At 64.3% G+C, this 17,428-nt stretch carries 15 protein-coding genes; 3 read left to right on the forward strand and 12 right to left on the reverse strand.

Annotated features, from left to right (window positions below; all coding sequences use genetic code 11):
- Positions 1-5 precede the first annotated feature (5 nt).
- The 3 genes from ACB028_RS09850 to ACB028_RS09860 all read right to left on the reverse strand — a co-directional run bounded on the left by ACB028_RS09850 (position 6) and on the right by ACB028_RS09860 (position 1,446).
- Positions 6-464: a methylglyoxal synthase gene (locus ACB028_RS09850; protein ID WP_026456374.1), complete on the reverse strand. Its 459-nt coding sequence runs from the start codon at positions 462-464 to the stop codon at positions 6-8.
- Positions 465-630: 166 nt separating this feature from the next.
- Positions 631-1,107, reverse strand: a complete 477-nt coding sequence (bfr, locus tag ACB028_RS09855) for a bacterioferritin (protein WP_042025922.1) — start codon at positions 1,105-1,107, stop codon at positions 631-633.
- Positions 1,108-1,239: 132 nt separating this feature from the next.
- Positions 1,240-1,446 carry a bacterioferritin-associated ferredoxin gene (locus ACB028_RS09860; protein ID WP_371144183.1) on the reverse strand — a complete coding sequence of 69 codons (207 nt, stop codon included), beginning with the start codon at positions 1,444-1,446 and terminating at the stop codon, positions 1,240-1,242.
- 137 nt (positions 1,447-1,583) lie between these two features.
- Here ACB028_RS09860 and ACB028_RS09865 point away from each other — a divergent pair, with 137 nt between their 5' ends.
- Positions 1,584-1,898, forward strand: a complete 315-nt coding sequence (locus tag ACB028_RS09865) for an HlyU family transcriptional regulator (protein WP_371144184.1) — start codon at positions 1,584-1,586, stop codon at positions 1,896-1,898.
- Positions 1,895-3,943: a tRNA(Met) cytidine acetyltransferase TmcA gene (locus ACB028_RS09870; protein WP_371144185.1), complete on the forward strand. Its 2,049-nt coding sequence runs from the start codon at positions 1,895-1,897 to the stop codon at positions 3,941-3,943. The genes ACB028_RS09865 and ACB028_RS09870 overlap by 4 nt, the downstream gene beginning before the upstream one ends.
- Positions 3,944-4,002: 59 nt before the next feature.
- Here ACB028_RS09870 and ACB028_RS09875 read toward each other — a convergent pair whose 3' ends face one another.
- From ACB028_RS09875 to ACB028_RS09915, 9 genes are all read right to left on the reverse strand, one after another.
- Positions 4,003-4,896, reverse strand: coding sequence for an ElyC/SanA/YdcF family protein (locus ACB028_RS09875; RefSeq protein ID WP_371144186.1), 894 nt, complete (start codon positions 4,894-4,896; stop codon positions 4,003-4,005).
- Between the two features lie 135 nt (positions 4,897-5,031).
- Positions 5,032-5,994, reverse strand: a complete 963-nt coding sequence (locus ACB028_RS09880; protein WP_371144305.1) for an IS1595 family transposase — start codon at positions 5,992-5,994, stop codon at positions 5,032-5,034.
- A 112-nt stretch (positions 5,995-6,106) separates the two neighbouring features.
- Positions 6,107-8,857 carry a collagenase gene (locus ACB028_RS09885; RefSeq protein WP_371144187.1) on the reverse strand — a complete coding sequence of 917 codons (2,751 nt, stop codon included), beginning with the start codon at positions 8,855-8,857 and terminating at the stop codon, positions 6,107-6,109.
- Between the two features lie 204 nt (positions 8,858-9,061).
- Positions 9,062-10,468, reverse strand: a complete 1,407-nt coding sequence (gene menE, locus ACB028_RS09890) for an o-succinylbenzoate--CoA ligase (RefSeq protein ID WP_371144306.1) — start codon at positions 10,466-10,468, stop codon at positions 9,062-9,064.
- A gap of 13 nt (positions 10,469-10,481) precedes the next feature.
- Positions 10,482-11,411: an o-succinylbenzoate synthase gene (gene menC / locus ACB028_RS09895; RefSeq protein WP_371144188.1), complete on the reverse strand. Its 930-nt coding sequence runs from the start codon at positions 11,409-11,411 to the stop codon at positions 10,482-10,484.
- Positions 11,411-12,271, reverse strand: coding sequence for a 1,4-dihydroxy-2-naphthoyl-CoA synthase (gene menB, locus ACB028_RS09900; protein WP_042072673.1), 861 nt, complete (start codon positions 12,269-12,271; stop codon positions 11,411-11,413). Before menB ends, menC begins: the two co-directional genes overlap by 1 nt.
- Before the next feature lie 87 nt (positions 12,272-12,358).
- Entirely contained in the window at positions 12,359-13,162 is an 804-nt protein-coding gene (gene menH / locus ACB028_RS09905) for a 2-succinyl-6-hydroxy-2,4-cyclohexadiene-1-carboxylate synthase (RefSeq protein ID WP_371144189.1), read from the reverse strand.
- On the reverse strand, positions 13,122-14,867 hold the full coding sequence (gene menD, locus ACB028_RS09910) for a 2-succinyl-5-enolpyruvyl-6-hydroxy-3-cyclohexene-1-carboxylic-acid synthase (protein WP_371144190.1): 1,746 nt from the start codon (positions 14,865-14,867) through the stop codon (positions 13,122-13,124). Before menD ends, menH begins: the two co-directional genes overlap by 41 nt.
- Positions 14,868-14,901: 34 nt before the next feature.
- Positions 14,902-16,221: an isochorismate synthase gene (locus ACB028_RS09915; protein ID WP_342017660.1), complete on the reverse strand. Its 1,320-nt coding sequence runs from the start codon at positions 16,219-16,221 to the stop codon at positions 14,902-14,904.
- Positions 16,222-16,429: 208 nt separating this feature from the next.
- Here ACB028_RS09915 and ACB028_RS09920 point away from each other — a divergent pair, with 208 nt between their 5' ends.
- Entirely contained in the window at positions 16,430-17,335 is a 906-nt protein-coding gene (locus ACB028_RS09920; protein ID WP_042072708.1) for a 1,4-dihydroxy-2-naphthoate polyprenyltransferase, read from the forward strand.
- Positions 17,336-17,428 lie beyond the last annotated feature (93 nt).

The raw sequence follows: 17,428 nt of genomic DNA on the forward strand, positions 1-17,428 counted from the left end.
TTCGATTACTCGGTTCTGGCCTTGAGATAGCCAGCGTAATCGGGGATCTGCACGCTGAATTTTTGCTGCATGTGGGGGCTGTCCATGATGAAGTCGGCGGTCGCCTCGTTGGTGGCCACCGGGATGTTCCACACCGCCGCCAGGCGCAGCAGGGCTTTCACGTCCGGGTCATGGGGCACCGCATTGAGGGGATCCCAGAAGAAGATCAGCACGTCTATCTTGCCCTCGGCGATCAGGGCGCCTAGCTGCTGGTCACCGCCCATGGGGCCGGAAAAGAGGCAGGTGATGGGTAACTGGGCATTTTTGCCGAGCATGGTGCCCGTGGTGCCGGTGGCATAGAGGTGGTGGAGCTTGAGCTCCTCCTTGCGGCGCATCACCCAGTTCAGCAGGGCGGTCTTCATGTTGTCGTGAGCCACCAGGGCGACCCGCTTGTGAGGGGCCATCTCGCGTGCGATCTGTTCCATGGAAAATGTCCGTAATCATGTGATGAGAAGAGAGGCGTATCCTAAACGAAAGCCGTGGCGCTTGCTGTACCGGTCGCGCTAACTGTGATCCTGACGGACAGTTTTGCGGGCCGGCAAACGAAGACACCCGCCGTGGCGGGTGTCGGATGGCATGCATGGGGCTCACTCAGGAGTCGTGATGCAGCTGGGATTGCTGGTAATTCTCCAGGCCGATGCGATCGATGAGATCGAGCTGGGTCTCCAGCCAGTCCACATGCTCCTCTTCATCTTCCAGTATGTCCTGGAACAGGTCGCGGCTGACGTAGTCCTGCACCGACTCGGCGTAGGCGATGGCCACCCTGAGATCGGGGATGGCATCCAGCTCCAGCGACAGGTCGCAGCGCAGCATCTCCTCCACCGTCTCACCGATGCGCAGCTTGCCCAGATCCTGCAGGTTGGGCAGCCCTTCCAGAAACAGGATCCGCTTGACCAGTTCGTCGGCGTGCTTCATCTCATCGATGGACTCGTGATACTCCTTGTGCCCGAGCGCCTTGAGGCCCCAGTCATCGTAGATGCGGGCGTGGAGGAAGTATTGGTTGATGGCAATCAGCTCATTGGCCAGCACCTTGTTGAGGTGGGCAATGATCTTGGGATCTCCTTTCATCGACAGTGCTCCTTGGTTCGTGCCTGCGGCCTCGATCGTTAGAGCTTAGTCGAGAAAAGTGACAAAAGAAGGTCAGACGAGCCTGCTCGTCTGATGGGAGGGATGGGTCGGCAAAGCCGACAGATGGCCGGATCAGGCCACTTCGTAGTAGAGCGGAGGTTGCTCCTTGACCAGTTTGTCGAGCTCGGTGGCGATGATTTCCATGGTCATGCGCACACACTTGCCACACTGGGCGCCGACTTCCAGCTCCTGCTTGAGCTGGCGAAACTCGCCGCTGCCTGCCTGTACCGCCTTGCGGATCTGGGTATCTGTGATGCCACGGCACAAACAGACATACATAGTGATTACCTCATGCTGCAATGAGAGAAATCTAAATGAGAATGGTTCGTGATGCAAGTAACCATTGGTAATAAGTTGCCCCGCTTGCCACTCATCCACCCCTTGGGGACAATGCCCTGTCACAGAGGGGGATCATCATGCTCAAGAAACTGTTCGGCGCCCTGTTCGGGAGCCAGTCACCGCAAGCCGCCGAGGTCACGCCCACCGAATACGCCGGTTATCTTATCTACCCCGAGCCCATGGCGGAGGGGGGTCAGTACCGGCTGGCAGGCCGCATCACCAGGGAGGTGGACGGCGCCCTGCTGACCCACCGCTTCATCCGCTCCGATCTGTTTGCCAACCCGGCAGATGCTGAGCGCTTCATGGTGCAGAAGGCCCACACCTTCATCGACCAGATGGGGGATCGCATGTTCGAACCCAGGGTCAAACCGGGCGATAGCACCGCATCATGACGCCATCAGAGGTAGGTGCCCTGCGCCAATGCCTGGCCCGTACCGGTGAGCGGCGGCTGATCTGGCTGGAGGGGGAGCAGGCCGACTGCATTGCCCGTGCCGATGCCCTGCTCGGCGAGGCTGTCTTTTGGCTCGGGGAGGGGCCTGCCTGTCATAACCCCCTGCCGGCAGCCAAGGCGTTGCAGCGACTCGGGCAGGAATGCGACACCCTGGTGCTCAACGCCTTCAGCGGCTTTCACCCCGACGCCTTCGGGGCGTTGGCCGGTACCCTGCGCGCTGGCGGTCTGCTGCTGTTGCTGACTCCGCCGAGGGCGCAATGGCCCGGCTACCCGGACCCGGATCGGGTGCGGCTGGTGGCCCGGCCCGAAGAGGCCGCGCAGGCGGGGCACGGCTTTATCGCCCGGCTGGTGCGGTTGCTGGAAGGGGATCCTGCGCTCTCTTTGCTGCCCCCGGACGATGGCGAGCCCTGGCAGCCGTTGGGGCCCGATCGTCCCTTGAGCGACGATCAGGCCCTTGCCCTGCCCGCCATCCACAAGGTGCTGCACGGCCATCGTCGCCGTCCGTTGGTGCTGAGCGCCGACCGTGGCCGTGGCAAGAGCAGCCTGTTGGGGATCGCCGCCGCCGAATTGCTACGCGGCCAGCCTGACCTGCAGATAGTGGTGACGGCCCCCTCCCAGGGGACGGTTGCCACCCTGTTTGATCATGCGGCCAAAAGGCTTGGCACCACGGTGGACAAGCTGGCGGGCATTGCGTATTGCTCGCCGGATCGGCTGGTACACGAGGGGCTACAGCCCGATCTGCTGCTGGTGGACGAAGCCGCCGCCATCCCGACCCCATTGCTGGAGGCCATGCTGGCCCGTCACAGCCGCATCGTCTTCGCCACCACGGAGCACGGTTACGAGGGGACGGGGCGTGGCTTTCATCTGCGCTTCAAGCGGGTGCTGGACAGGGAGACGCCGGACTGGCAGGAAGTTCACCTGGCCTCGCCAATCCGCTGGAGTGCCAGAGACCCGCTGGAGCCGCTGGTGTTTCGCCTGCTCGGCCTCAACGCCGAGGTGGCAGCTCCCTTGCCGCCGACCCATCCGCGCTGGCGGATGATCGCGCAAGGCGTGTTGGCAAAGGACGACGCGTTGCTTAACCAGGTATTCGGCCTGCTGGTGCTGGCCCATTACCAGACCACGCCAAGTGATCTCAGAGCTCTGCTGGAGAGCCCAAGCCTCGACATCCACCTGCTGGAAGAGGAACAGAGCCTGCTCGGGGTGGCTCTGGTAGCGCGGGAGGGCAAGATAGAACCCGAGCTGGCGGAGGCGATCTGGGCTGGCCGGCGGCGACCGCGCGGTCATCTGCTGCCCCAGTCCCTGCTGGCCCACGCGGGGTGCAAGACGGCTGGGGAGCGCAGCTACGCCAGGGTGATGCGCATCGCCATCCACCCCGAACTCCATCGCCATGGTCTCGGCTCACGCTTGCTTGGCCAACTGGAGGCGCACTACCGTCAGGCGGGCCTCGACTACCTCGGCTCCTCCTTCTCGGCCAGCGCCGATCTGCTGCCGTTCTGGCGCAAGGCGGGGCTGGTGGCGCTGCGTATCGGGCTGCAGCGGGATGCCGCCAGCGGCAGCCACGCCGCCCTGCTGCTCAAGGCACTCAAGCCGGAGCATGAGCCCGAGCTGGCCCTGTGGCGACGGCGTTTCGTGGCCCAGTTGCCGACCCTGCTGGCGGGGGAGCTGAAAGTGCTGGATCCAGAGCTGGTGTGGCAGTGTTTGCAGGACTGTGAGCCTGTCTCGGGTGAGCCGGATGAGTTCGTGTACGATGAGCTGGCCTGCTTTGCCCACCATCACAAGCCGTTCGAGCTGTGCCAGCCCAGCCTGCAGCGCTGGCTGGCGGGCAATATTGACCGGCTCGCACCGCTAACGGCCGACGAGCGCCATCTGCTGATCGCCACCATCTGGCAATATGCAGACTGGACCCGTCTGGCCGACCGGCTGCAACTGGCGGGCAAGCCTGCGCTCATCAAGGCGCTGCGTGCCCTGCTGGCCCGTCTGCTGTAATCGTTGGCAACATCCCCTTCAACGAAAACGACCCGCCAATTGGCGGGTCGTTTGTCATATCAGGTGGCCATGGCGGCGTTGGTCGCAGACTCTGGTGCTTGCTGCTCTACCGGTGGTGCGACGGCCGGCTCGGATTCTTGCGGTTTCACCGGCGGCGCGACGGCCGGCTCGGGTTCTTGCGGTTTCACCGCTGGCGTAACGGCTGGTTCGGATTCTTGCTGCTTCACCGGTGGTGTGACCGCCGGTTTGGGCTGCTTGATGCAGGGATGCCGGGTGCCCAGGGTGCTCAGGGGCTCGCAGGGGACGGGCAGACCGATGGGAACCGGGTCGCCGAGAAACTTGGGGCCCTTGTCCAGCACATAGAGATCGAGCAGCCCCATCACCCTGGCAAACACCTCCCGGATCCGGGTGCGGATACCCTGATAGGCGCTGGGATCCTCGGCGTTGAAGCCGATGGCGTTGATGCCGAAGTGGTGGGCGATGAAGATGGCTCGCTCATTGTGAAAGCCCTGGGAGACCACGGTGAAGCGCTCCTGGCCGAACACCTCCTTGGCCCGTACCACGGAATCCAGCGTCCGGAATCCGGCGAAGTCCATGTAGATGGCCGCTGCCGGGATGCCCGCCTTGATCAGGGCGCGGCGCATCTGGCGCGGTTCGTTGTATTGCAAGGTGGCGTTGTCGCCGGAGACCAGGATGTAATCTACCTTGGCGTTGTTGTAGAGCTCGGCCGCGGCCTTGATGCGGTACTTGAAGTAGTGGTTGGGGCCGCCACCTGCAAGGTATCTGGAGGTGCCCAGCACCACGGCTACCGGGTTGTATGGCACCTCGCTCACCTCGTCATAGGTGTATTGGCGGGTGTCGGAGACGATCCACTCGCCATAGGCCAGCAGCGAGGCAATCAGCGCCAGCAGCAACAGCAGGGAGGCGAGGAGGATCTTGGCAAACTTCTTCATGCGCGGTGCGATTCGGGTCTGAAGTTGAAGTGGTTTTCGGCATTCTATTACAACTCGGGGGCGGGCGTCAGACTTGATAGCAAGGGGCTGTCTGGTTGGGGCAGGGCTTGTCGCAGCGGGAGAGGATAAAAAAGGCTATGTCCCAATTACGTGTTGCATGGGGCGCCTCAGCGCCTCATGCAAACACGCTTTGATATTCACACCGCTTCCGTAACGCTCCAGCATCCTGCGCCAACCCAGATAGTTCTTCAGGTAGTGGGTCGCCACACCATGAAATCGATCCATCCACGTTTTCAACCGATGGTGATATCCGTTCACGTGCTGGATGTGATACGCACCCACCACTCGCTCTCCCTGACGATTGTGTACCACCTGATGTGTCACTCCCTGTGCCTGGCTGAAACTGGCATACACTCCCGCACCATCGCTACACAGCACTGCCTCCGGTGACACCAGCGGCTTCAGGAGCGCTATCACCGTCTCGGCATTCATCTGCTCCATCTGAAAATCCGCATGATGGCCTGCCCGGTCTTGCGCCACCATCACCGGGATGTAATCCGACCCGGTGCCACGGGTTCGTCCTTTACCACCACGACGCCGTGGCGGACGCGACAGTCCCCGTTGCCCCTTGAACGACTCGAGGAAGAAGGTCTCATCAACCTCAACGATGCCCTCTTCCCGTGTGGCTTGATGGTCTGCCATCGCCCGCAAGAAGCGATGGCGCCAGAGGAAGGCGGTGTTTTTGCTGACCCCGCAACGCATTGCTGCCTGGCGAACGGTCAGTCCTTCGATGAGGGCTTGCGCGTAGTCTTCCCAGCACTGGGCTTTGCGCAACCTGGCCAGGGGGGTCTTGGTGAGGACGGAGCTGGTGCGCAGGCACAGTTTGCAACGGTAGCGGCGCAGTCCCCGACTCCAACCCCAGGGTGCCAGCTGAGCGGCTTCGGCCTGACAATGAGGGCAACCGCTGCATGCTGGTAACTGGGTATTGAGCGAGGTAATGGGGTGTGGAGACATGAGCTCCTGCCGGGCAACACGGCGTTGGCGCAGGGTCAGCTGAGGAAACAGAGACAACAGGTGTTGAAAGGCTGGGGTATCCATGATGGTAGACCTCAAGGTGATAGCCTACTTCAAGATTAGCCTTTCAACACGTAATTGGGACAGAGCCATAAAAAAGGGGCAGCCATGGCTGCCCCCTTGTGCATCAAATGAATCAGTGGGCGGAGTCATTCCCCTTGCAGGCGTCGGACTCCTTGTTGGCCTGCCACCAGGGCAGCAGTTCCCTGTTCAGCCAGGTCTGATAAGCGGCACTGTCGCTGGCGATCAGTCGATCCATCTCCCCCTCGAAGTCGCTCAAGGCCTGCTGGCGATCTGGGTTGCGCAGGGCCTGCGCCAGGGCCAGCCAGCTGGCGTTGCGACCGGTGTCGTTCAGGAAGCGGTGAACGGTATAGGACCAGGAGTAGACCATGTCGCCGCCCTGATCGTAATCGAGGTGGAGGATCTCCCCCAGGGTCGGCTGCCGGTCGGCGGGGCGACCGGCCACATTGTTCAGACCGCGGGCGAAGCACTGGCCGTGGGCAATGTACTCCGCCAGCCCCTCCGCCCACCAGGTGGTGCGGTTGAGGGGATACTGGCCGAAGCTGCCGTACTGGTTGAAGCGGGCATCCAGATAGTGGACGTATTCGTGGCGCAGGTTCCACACCTGGAAGGCGGGGCGCTTCCACTCCGCCTCGTAGGCGAAGAAGCGGGCCTGGTTGCCCGGACGAGCCGGATCCCCTTCGATATAGATGCCGCCATTGTCGGTGGAGACCCCGAACAGGGCGCCGCCATAGCGGTTCCAGTCGGCGGAGGAGTCGAAGATCACCAGCTCGAGGGTCTCGTTGTGATCGTCGGCCACCGGTTGCGAACCTGTCTCCATCTGCTGGTGGAACTGCTGCTCCTCCGTCCCCAGCTCGCGGCAGATCTCCTCGGCCTGGGCCAGGGTCAGATCCTGGGCCCGCAGGCGCAGGGTGGGTGAGCAGGTGTGTTCGAACGGCAGTATGTCCTCCATCCGGATGGGGGTGCAGAGGCCGGCGAAGTCACCGCTAATGCAAGCCTCGCTGGTGCGATCCGTGTAGGTGAGGTAGTAGCTGGAGAGGGTCAGGGAGACATCCTCCAGCAGCGTGGCCGGGTGGGGGCCGCCCGGGATCAGGCCGTGGTGGCGCATGATGGCGATGACATCGCGGTCCAGCAGTTGGCGGTAGCGGGCCGCCTCGTCCGGTTGGCGGTAGCTCATCATCCGGTAGAGGCGACTGTGGGCGTCGAGGATGTTGTTGAAGACAAACAGATCCCGCGACTCGTCACGCTGCTTCCAGAGCGACAGCTCGCTCATACCGAGCTGGCGCAGGCTCTGGCGCAGGGAGGGCTCCTGTGCCATGAAGGTGGCGCTGAAATCGGCCTGCTGGCCGGCGTTGGCGCTCTGGTCGATCAGGTTGAGCAGCTCGAAGATGCCGTCAGCCCACGGCTTGTGGCCATTGATCAGGACGGCATGCTGCGCCGCGTAGGCGAGCGCCCGGTTGAGCTGGACCAGCATGGGGCCGGCGCTCTGGCGAAACGCGCTTTGCTCCAGCTGCCCCTGGGCTGCGACGCTCCAGGCCTCCAGCACGGTACCGGCCTGATCCTGCGGTTCGGCAGTGAGCAGCAGGGGGTGATCGAGCAGCGCCATCATCACGGCCGCGAGTTCCCGGGCTACCTGATCGCTCTCCCGGCGCACACCGTCATGGTAGTTGTGGGCGCGCACATAGTAGAGCAGCTTGTCCATGGCTGGGTGGGTCGGCTGGTTGGCGGCCAGCAGGGCGCGCATGCCGCGCACCACCGCCATCAGTTTGGCGTCGTCGTGGCCATAATCGGCCTGCCAGGCTGGACTGTTCTGGCCGCTGACATCGGTGACCAGCTGCGCCGCGTCGGCATCCAGCAGCGTCGTGTCGGGCTGATCCGGCTCGCCGCAGGGACGGCCGTTGGGGCGGTGGCACGCCAGTAGCTCCTCCTTGCTGGCCAGTACGATGGGTCGTTGGATCACCCGGCTCTCCTGCCACTCGTCGGTCTCCGGCAGGGGTTGCCACTCACGGCCGCTGACCGGGTTCTGATAACCCGTGTCTTTCAGTGTCACCATCACCTCGCTGCCGGCCGGAATGACCTGGCGGCAGAGGCGGTAGCGAACGGTGTTCTCCCCCTCCTGCCGCTCCATGGGCTCGTCACACTCCTGCTGGATGGCGGCGGCCTGCTCCAGCTGCCAGCGATAGCTGCGCCAGACGTGCAGCTCGCTGACCTGGCTGGCTGCCAGGCTGCCGGGGACGGGCTGCAGGCGGAAGAATACCTGTTCCAGTCGGCCATCCCGCTCGCTCGGGGTCTCTTCTTTCACTTCCAGCTGTTGCCAATCCTGCGGCTGATAGTGCCACTCGGGCTCGGCGCAGCGCCCTTGGGCGTTCAGTTCGCAGCGATCCAGCTCCTGCTCGGTATGACCCAGCAAGACGGGTTCGGGCAGGGGGAAGCGATCCGTGCGGGAGGCGGTCGGCGTGCCGGCCAGCTGTTCCCAGCGCCCCTCCTTGAGGCCATAGCCGTAGTCGTAGCTGGTGGCGGGCACCGCCTTGCCGGCCGGCACTAGCTGCTCGCAGCTGAGATAGCGGATTTGCCAGCCCGCCTCGACCCGCAATTTGGGTTCGCTGCAGTGATTTTCGGCCTGCGAGGCGAGATCGTTTCCCTGCCAGTCGAAGCGACGATAGACCCTGAGCTGCTGATAGGGGGCACCTGCGTCGCGTGCCTTGAGTTCGTAGGTCACCTCGGTAACGCGGGGGGCGAGCTGGCGGTTCGATTCACCGGTCAGCCGGTAGTCTTGCCAGTCGGTGGGGGAGTAGTCGGCCTGTGCCTGGGCGGCAACAAGCAGCGGGGTGGCCAGCAGCCACCACCTTGAGCCTGAACGAGTCATTGTTATCCCTTCGTTTTTTATTGTCTACGTGGTGAAGGGAGGGCAATCTACTAGGCCCCAAAAGGATATCAACTGTAAATTAACACACTGAAAAATAGATAAAATTTATATCAGACGCCAGTTTGTGACTCGGACGGGGCTTGATTGAGAGTAAAGACTCACATGCGGCTTTTTTGAACGATGGATAAAAACACGAAATGTGACTTATGTCACATTTCTTTCCCCGTCTCCCCCGTAGTTTCGGGCCGTGTGGGCCAGATGCTGACGGGAGGGCTTCAGGTTGCCGCCGAGATCGGGCCAGGGCAGCCAGTGATCCGGCACCATAAAGCCGGGCAGGGAGGCCCTGATCCAGGCGGCCAGTTCGGCATGGGGAACAGGTTCCCCGTGCCAGTCGATAAAGGCGGCGGGGCGCTGCCCCCACTCATCGTTCGGCACCGGCACCACCAGCGCCTGGGCGATGGCGGGGTGATCCACCAGCCGCTGCTCTATGGTTTCGGGCTGGATGTTCTCCCCGCCCGAGATGAAGAGGTTGTCGAGCCGCCCCTCCACCACCAGCTCGCCGTTCAGGGTGAGGTGCCCCTTGTCGCGGGTGTGAAACCAGCCCTCTTCGTCGAGGGGCCGCTCCAGCGCGCCATCACGGTAGTAACCGGCAAACAGGGTGGCGCCGCGCACGCAGATTTCCTGTCCCTTGATGCACAACTCCCGCCCCGGCAGCGGGCGGCCCACCATCCCCGCCCGGGCAGGCAGAGCGGTACAGACCTGGCTGCCCATCTCGGAGAGGCCGTAGCTCACCTTGGGGGTGAGCCCCATGGCGGCGAGGCGCTCGACCAGCGGCTGCGGGATGGCGGCGCCCCCGAGCAGCAGCTCGCGCAATCGGGTACGAGCAGGCTCGAAGCCCCGGGCCAGCAGGCGCCAGAGCTGGGTCGGTACCAGGGACAGGTGGGTGATGGGTTGGCGCTCGAGCCGTGCCTCGAGGGGGCGGCTGCGATCGTCCAGCACCAGGGCGGCGCCCGCCAGCAAGACCCGAAACAGAATAGCGTAGCCGCCGACATGAAACAGCGGCAGGGAGAGCAGCCAGCCACACTCTTCGTCGAGGGGAATGAGGGCTGCGGAGCCCCGTGCCGAGGCCAGATGGTTGGCCAGCCGGTGCACCACTGCCTTCGGTGTACCGCTGGAGCCCGAGGTGAGGATCATGTTGTTGAGCTGCTCTGGTACCAGCGGCCACTCGTCATCACCTGCTGCCAGCTCGCGGCTGAAATCGAGCCGCAGCGCCTGCCAGTCACCGCTCGGCATGTCGCCCGCCGACCAGAAGGCCCGGGCGTCGAGGCGGCCGGCCAGTTCAGCTTGTCGGGTGAGCGGAAAGGCGGGATTGAGCGGACAGAACACGATGCCGTTGCGCACGCAGGCCCAGGCTAGCAGCACATCCTCCAGCGCGCCGCGCACCACGGCGGCCAGATGATCCCCGCGGGTGAGGCCGGCCCGGGTGAGCTGGTCGCACAGGCTGTTGAGGCGCCGATCGAGCGTCCGGTAGCTCAGCGGGGTGTCGGTGTGGATGGCGATGCGATGGGGGGCGAGCCTTGCCCAGTGGCGTACCGGGCAAGTCTCCTGCATTGGGGCGGGGAAATCAGTCACGGTAAAACAGGGTCTCCAGGGCGCCGGTGTCCGGCTCCCCGGCTTCGTTTAACAGATCCGCCGCCATCCAGCGACGGGTATCCAGCCCGGGGGCCTGCTCCGGGGCCCACTCTCCGGCGAGGTGGAACAGCTGGTTCAGGCCAAGGCCGGATTCGAAACAGGAGGAGATGATCACCTTGAGTCGCAGCTCGCGGGCGCGGCTGATCAGCGCCTCGCAGCGTTCCAGCGAGCCGAGCAGCATGGGCTTGAGCACCAGGGCGCGCAGCTGCGGGATGGGCTCCCATGGCTTGCCCTGGGCCAGCAGCTCGTCCAGCGCCACCGGCATGCCGGTGCGGTTGGCGACAAAAGCGATGTCGGCGAAATCGGCGCAGGGGTCTTCCAGATACTCGATCCGGTTCGGGTCCAGATGGCCACAGAAGGTCCAGGCCTCCTCGCGGGTCCAGCCCTGGTTGGCATCCAGCACCAGCTTGAGGGTCGGAATACGGTCGCACAGCAGCCGGATCAGCGCCAGCTCGTCCCGCATGGGATAGCGGGCCACCTTGAGCTTGGCCTTGTTGGGGGTGCGATGGAGCCACTCTTTCCAGTGTTTCAGCAGCTCCTGGGGGGAGCCCTGAATAAGGGGATAGGGTTCGGGCAGGGGGGCCGTCTGCGCGGGCCAGACCCGGCGGGCACAGTCAAAGCCAAATTGCACCGAAGGCAGGCGCGGGGCTATGGGTTGCCCCGCGGCCAGTTGTTCCAGACAGGCGATGGCCTCGGCGTGTGCCTCGGCCAGGGTCTCTTTGGAGAAACCGGGCAGGGGGGCTATCTCCCCCCAGCCGTCGTCAATGCGGACCAGCAAGCCCTCGCGCGCCACCTCCACCTTGCCGTGAAAGGTCAGGGGCTGGGTAAAAGGCAGTCGGTAGCGATAGAGGGCGAGTGTCATCAGGGGTTCCGCTTGTATTTGGAGAAGTCGGGGCGGCGCTTTTCGTTGAAGGCATTGCGCCCTTCCTGACCCTCTTCGGTCATGTAGAACAGCATGGTGGCATTGCCCGCCAGCTCCTGCAAGCCCGCCTGACCATCGCAGTCGGCGTTCAGCGCGGCTTTCAGGCAGCGCAGGGCCATCGGGCTGTGTTGCAGCATCTCGCGGCACCAGCGCACGGTTTCACGCTCCAGGTCGGCGACCGGCACCACGGTATTGACCAGTCCCATGTCGAGGGCCTGCTTGGCGTCATACAGACGGCACAGGAACCAGATCTCGCGAGCCTTCTTCTGGCCGACGATGCGCGCCATATAGGAGGCACCCCAGCCGCCGTCGAAGGAGCCCACTTTCGGACCGGTCTGGCCGAACATGGCGTTGTCTGCGGCGATGGTCAGATCACACATCATGTGCAGCACATGGCCGCCGCCGACGGCGTAGCCGGCCACCATGGCCACCACGGGTTTCGGGCAGGTGCGGATGTCGCGCTGGAAGTCGAGCACGTTGAGGTGATGAGTCCCCTCGTCGTCGCGGTAGCCGCCGTAGTCGCCCCGGATCTTCTGGTCGCCACCGGCGCAGAAGGCCTTCTCGCCGAAGCCGGTCAGGATGATGGTGCCGACCTGATCGTCATAGCGGGCATCGGCCAGCGCCTGCAGCATCTCTTTCACGGTGCGGGGGCGGAAGGCGTTGCGTACCTGGGGACGGTTGATGGTGATCTTGGCAATGCCATCGCCGGACTTGTGATAGAGGATGTCCTCGTAACCGGCGGAGCAATCGCGCCACTCGACAGGTGCGTACAGTTCCGCTTCCGTCATTGCCTCAATCATGGTTTTTTCCTTCTAGTCTGTTCGAGCGAAAATGGAGCAATCACGGCCTGCTGGACAGGTGCGTACTGTCCCGCTTCCATCATTGCTTCAATCATGACTCTTCTCTTCTGGTTGGTTGACCCACTTCGCAAGGAACCGGGCAAAGATCTCGGGCTGGCTGGCGTGCAGGTTGTGGCCGCCATCCAGTACCAAGTGGTTGATTTTGCGATGCTGACTCGCCAGCTGGCAAGCCAGGTGGTGGAATTTCTGATCCCGCTTGCCGCTCACATAGGTGACCGGCAATTCGGCCTTTGCCAGCCAGGGGGCGAGATCGGGCTGTCGCCCCAGCGAGGTGGCGCGCAGCATGGTGGCGATGGCGCCACCCCGGTTGCCGAGGCGACGGGCGATCTGGCGGGCACGGGCCGTTTCGTCCAGATCGGCAAAGACCCCCTGCCGGTACCACTCCGCCAACACGTCGGCAAGCGGCTCGCGCTCGAAGCGTTGTGCCCACCCCTCGTCATGGGCGATGCGGGCGGCCCGCTCGGCAGCAGGCAGACCGGGATGGCAGTTCTCCAGCAGCAGGGCCTGCAAACCATTCGGGGAGCGGCTGGCGTGATAGAGGGCGAGGCGCCCGCCGAGGGAATAGCCCGCCAGCAGATAGTGCTCGATATCGTGGGCGGCCAGCTCGTCACAGAGCCAGCGATGGGCCTCGTCAAAGCCGTTCACCCGCACAGCGTGGTTGCAGCCGTGGCCCGGCAGGTCGAGGGCCACGCAGCGGATGGCGGGCAGGCGGTCGATCACCGGCTGCCAGTCAGCGGCATCCCCCAGCAGGCCGTGCAGCAGCACCAGGGTGTGCGGCCGTTGGGGCTGTTCAGGCGCCACGGATGGCGGCCCCCAGCGCCTTGAGATCATCGGCCACCTGTTCGCTCGGCACCCGGACCTCGATCAGGGTGACGCCGTCACCAAGCGCCTCGGTATAGGCCTGCTCGAACTCGGCCAGGCTGTCCGGCGCACGATAGGCGAGGCCGAACATGGCGGCGGCATGCTCGAAGCACAGGCCATGGGGCAGCCGATAGTAGCTCTCCAGCAGCTCCCCTTCGGTGGGCACCGGCAGCATGCGAAAGATGCTGCCGCCATCGTTGTTGAGCAGGATCACCACCAGCGGCCGGCTGGCCTTGCCAAGCAGGGCCAGGCTGTTGAGATCGTGCAGGGCGCTGAGATCCCCGAGTAGCAGGGTGGTGGGCTCGGCGCTGCCCTGCTCGACCGATTGCGCGAAGCCGTAGGCGGTGGCGATCAGGCCGTCGATGCCGGAGGCGCCGCGGTTGGTCATCACCCGGCTCGGCCCCTGGCCCGGGGTGCCCAGCATATCCATCAGCCGGGCCGGCATGCTGTTGCCGACAAACAGCTGACCCCGGATCAGCCGGTTGAGGCGATGGCATACCCCCAATTCGGAGAAGCGCTCGCAGGCGGCGACGATCTGTCGACTTGCCTTCTGTTGCAGGGCGTCCAGCCGGTGCCAGGGAGTCGCCGTGGCTGCGACCGGATGAGTCGCCACGAAGGCGCGGGCACTACAGAGCAGGCGGTTGCGCAGCCGGTAGTCGGGGTCGAGCCGGGCCGGCTGCGGATCTACCAGCCAGTAATCCTGCCAGGGGTGGCTCTTGATAAACTGGCCGAGCCGCTTGGAGACCAGACGGGCGCCAAATTGCAGCAAGACCTCGGCGCGCCCCAACTCGGCGACGAAGCCGGGATCGTTGAGTGCCAAATCCATGTGGATGAGGTTGCGAACATCGAAGCGGATCTGGCTCTGGATATCCGCCAGCAGGGGCCAACCGAGGCGCTCGGCCAACTCGACCACCGCTTGCGCCTGGTCGGGGTGGGTGATCCGCCCGGCGATGATGACGCCGCGCTTGCCTTGTAGCTCGCTCCAGCCGGCCTGGGGCGGGCAGCTCTGCTCACCCAGCTGCCAGGGGCTCCAGGGGCGATCCGAGGTGAGCCAGTCGCCGAGGGGGGCCAGATAGGCGGCAAAATCCTGATACTGGTCGCCGGGGTAGAGGGGCTCGGGATACATGCAGTTGATGTGTACCACCCCCGGCGTGCGTGCCTGTTGCGCCAGCGCCTGATCCACCGAGCTCAGCACGAAAGCTGCGGGGATGGTGGGGGTGGGGCTTGGCAGGCTCTGCTGAAAAACGGGGTAGTGGCCGAAGATCCCCTGCTGATCGATGGCCTGGTTGGCGCCGTTGTCGATGAGCTCGTGGGGGCGGTCGGCGGAGAGAATGATGAGCGGCACGCCGGTGAGCTGGGCCTCGGCCACGGCGGGCCAGAGGTTGGCGACCGCGGTGCCCGACGTCATGATCACAGCTACCGGCCGGTTGCTGCCCTTGGCCAGCCCCAGCGCCATGAAGCCCAGACCCCGCTCGTCGAAATGCAGATGGCGGCGAAACCCGGTGTGGGCGGCGGCGGCCATGGTGAGCGGGGCGCTGCGCGAACCCGGGGCCAGCGCGATATCGCGCACCCCGAGGCGATAAAGCTCCTCCAGCAGCAGGGAGGACCAGACATGGTTGAAGGTGGCGTGCTGAGTGGGAAAGACGGTGCTCGCAAACACTTCACTGGCGGACATAAGCGCTCTCGCGGGTTGGAAAGAGGATGAACGGCTATCCCAGCAGGGAGAGCACATTGGCGATCTTGTTGTCGAGCTCGGCCCACTCGGCGGCGGGCTCGGAACCCGCCACTATGCCGGCGCCGGCAAACAGGGTGACGCTGCCAGGCTGGATGCGGGCGCTGCGAATGGCGACGGCAAACTCCGAAGTCTCCCGGCTCAGCATGCCGCAGGCCCCGGCATACCAGCCGCGCTCGTAGGGTTCGTTTTCGCGGATGAAGGCCAGCGCCGCTTCGCGCGGGGCGCCGCCCACAGCAGGGGTCGGGTGCAGGGCTTCGAGCAGCTGCCAGTCGCAGACGCCGGGCTTGAGTTCGGCCTCGATGTCGCACTTGAGGTGCTGCAGCAGGCGCAGCTTCAGGATGCGCGGCTCGGTCAGGGTGGCGTCGTGGGCCAGCTGGGCCAGGCGGCTCAGAATATCGGCATGCACCAGCCGATTCTCCAGCCGGTTCTTGCTGTCGGCCAGCAGCTCGGCGGCCAGGGCGGCATCGGTCGCCTCGTCGCCGGAACGGCGGATGGTGCCTGCCAGCGCCTCGCTAAAGAGGTGGCGATCCTCGCGGCGGTAAAGGCGCTCGGGGGAGCAGGCGATAAAGGCCTGCTCGGGGGAAAACTGGAAGCCGAAGTGGAAGCAATCCTGGGCATGGCCGATCCACTGGTTGAGCATGACCCAGGGGCAGACATCCTCGCCGCCCTGGTGGCTGGTCAGCACGCTCTCGCGGGAGAGCACCACCTTGGGGGTGTGGGCCTGAAATGCGGGGGAGGTGACCCGCTCCACCAGGCGCTGCCACTGGGCCGGCTCAGGGCAATCCTGACGCTGCCAGCGCTGCTTTTGCAGCTGGGCCAGGGGCGCCTCCGGCTGCAGGGCGTCGAGGGCGGCTTCGGCGGCGGCCAGCTCGGACTCGAGGTTCTCTTTGGTCAGCCAGAGGTTGAGGCAGAGGCTGACACACTCGCCGCGGCGCACCAGCTCGATGCGGGGCAGCACGAAGCGACAGGCGCCAAACCCTTGCCAGCCTGGCTGGGCCGGATCGAATGCTACGCCGCCATAGTAGCGGGGGCTGTCGTCATGATACTGGCTGGTGTTGGTGCAGACCTGGCGGATGGCATCGGGCTCGGTCAATTCGTGGATGGCGCCCAGGGCAACATACTCGGGGCGATCCTGGCCACGGGCGTGCCAATAGATGCGGGGGTAGAGAGTCTGCGCCGCGAGCCAGCCCAGGAAGGATCGAACCTCGATCCCTACGCGCAGTCGTACGAAGCCGCTGACGTTGTTGTGACGCAGGGCGTCCAGTTGTTGCTTGATATGGGTCTGAGCCAACATGGATGTAGTGTCTGAACCGGGTAGTAACGACCGATCCCGTAGCAGGATGCCGTAGGTTTATGCCAAAGGGCGATGATTTCCTATATATTATCTGCCCATTCGTCCATGTAAATCGCCCGAGGGAGCTTCACTTCCGGGGCCCAGTATACCCAAATCCGGTTCGATAACCCTTAACACGATCAATATCCGATTGTTTGGCCATCACAATATGACAAATACCTTATCAACATGGTTGCTGGCGGCTCGTTTGCGAACATTGCCGCTCGCCTGCTCGTCCATTCTCCTGGGTTCCGGGCTGGCTGCCAGCCGCGGCGCCTTCGACGGCACAATCATGGCGCTCTCCCTGCTGACCGCCATCCTGCTGCAGATCCTCTCCAATCTGGCCAACGACTACGGCGATGCGGTCTCCGGTGCTGACAATGGCGAGCGGATCGGTCCCCAGCGGGCCGTGGTATCCGGCCTTATCACCCGCAAGCAGATGTGCGTGGCGATGGCGCTGACCGCGTTGGCGGCGGTGGCGAGCGGCCTGTTGCTGCTGGGCTGCGCCTTCGGCGGCCAGTGGCTGCAGATCCTGGCGTTTGTGGTGCTGGGCGGGGCGGCCATCGTCGCTGCGGTGACCTACACGGTGGGCAAGACTCCTTACGGTTATCGCGGCTTTGGCGATATCTCGGTGTTCCTCTTCTTCGGCCTGCTGGGGGTGCTCGGCTCCTACTACCTCTTTACCAAGACCCTGCAGTGGGATCTGCTGCTGCCTGCGGCCGCCTGTGGCCTGCTGGCCACCGCCGTGCTCAACATCAACAACGTGCGCGACATCGAAACCGATGCCGCCAGCGGCAAGATCACCCTGGCAGTGCGCCTCGGTCGCAATCGCGCCATCGCCTATCACTGGGTGCTGCTGGGATCTGCCGTACTGGCGACCGTACTCTTCATCCTGACCCAGCCGGCCAGCTTCTGGCCCTGGATCTTCCTGCCGGCCATGAAGCCACTGACCGATGCGGCCAGGACACTGCGGGAGAGTTTCGATGGCGAGGTGCTGACAGGCGCCCTCAAGAAGACCGCCATCAGCGCCTTCCTCTACAGCCTGTTGCTCTCCATCGGGCTGGCGCTCTCCTGAGTCGCGACCCGTTTTGGCAATGAAAAAGGGCTCCCGGACGGGGGCCCTTTTTGCTGGCTGGGGTATGCTGCCTTGCATGCCACCCACCAAGCA

Source organism: Aeromonas sp. S9(2024), assembly GCF_041403185.1.
In the GTDB taxonomy this organism is placed as follows: domain Bacteria; phylum Pseudomonadota; class Gammaproteobacteria; order Enterobacterales; family Aeromonadaceae; genus Aeromonas; species Aeromonas enteropelogenes.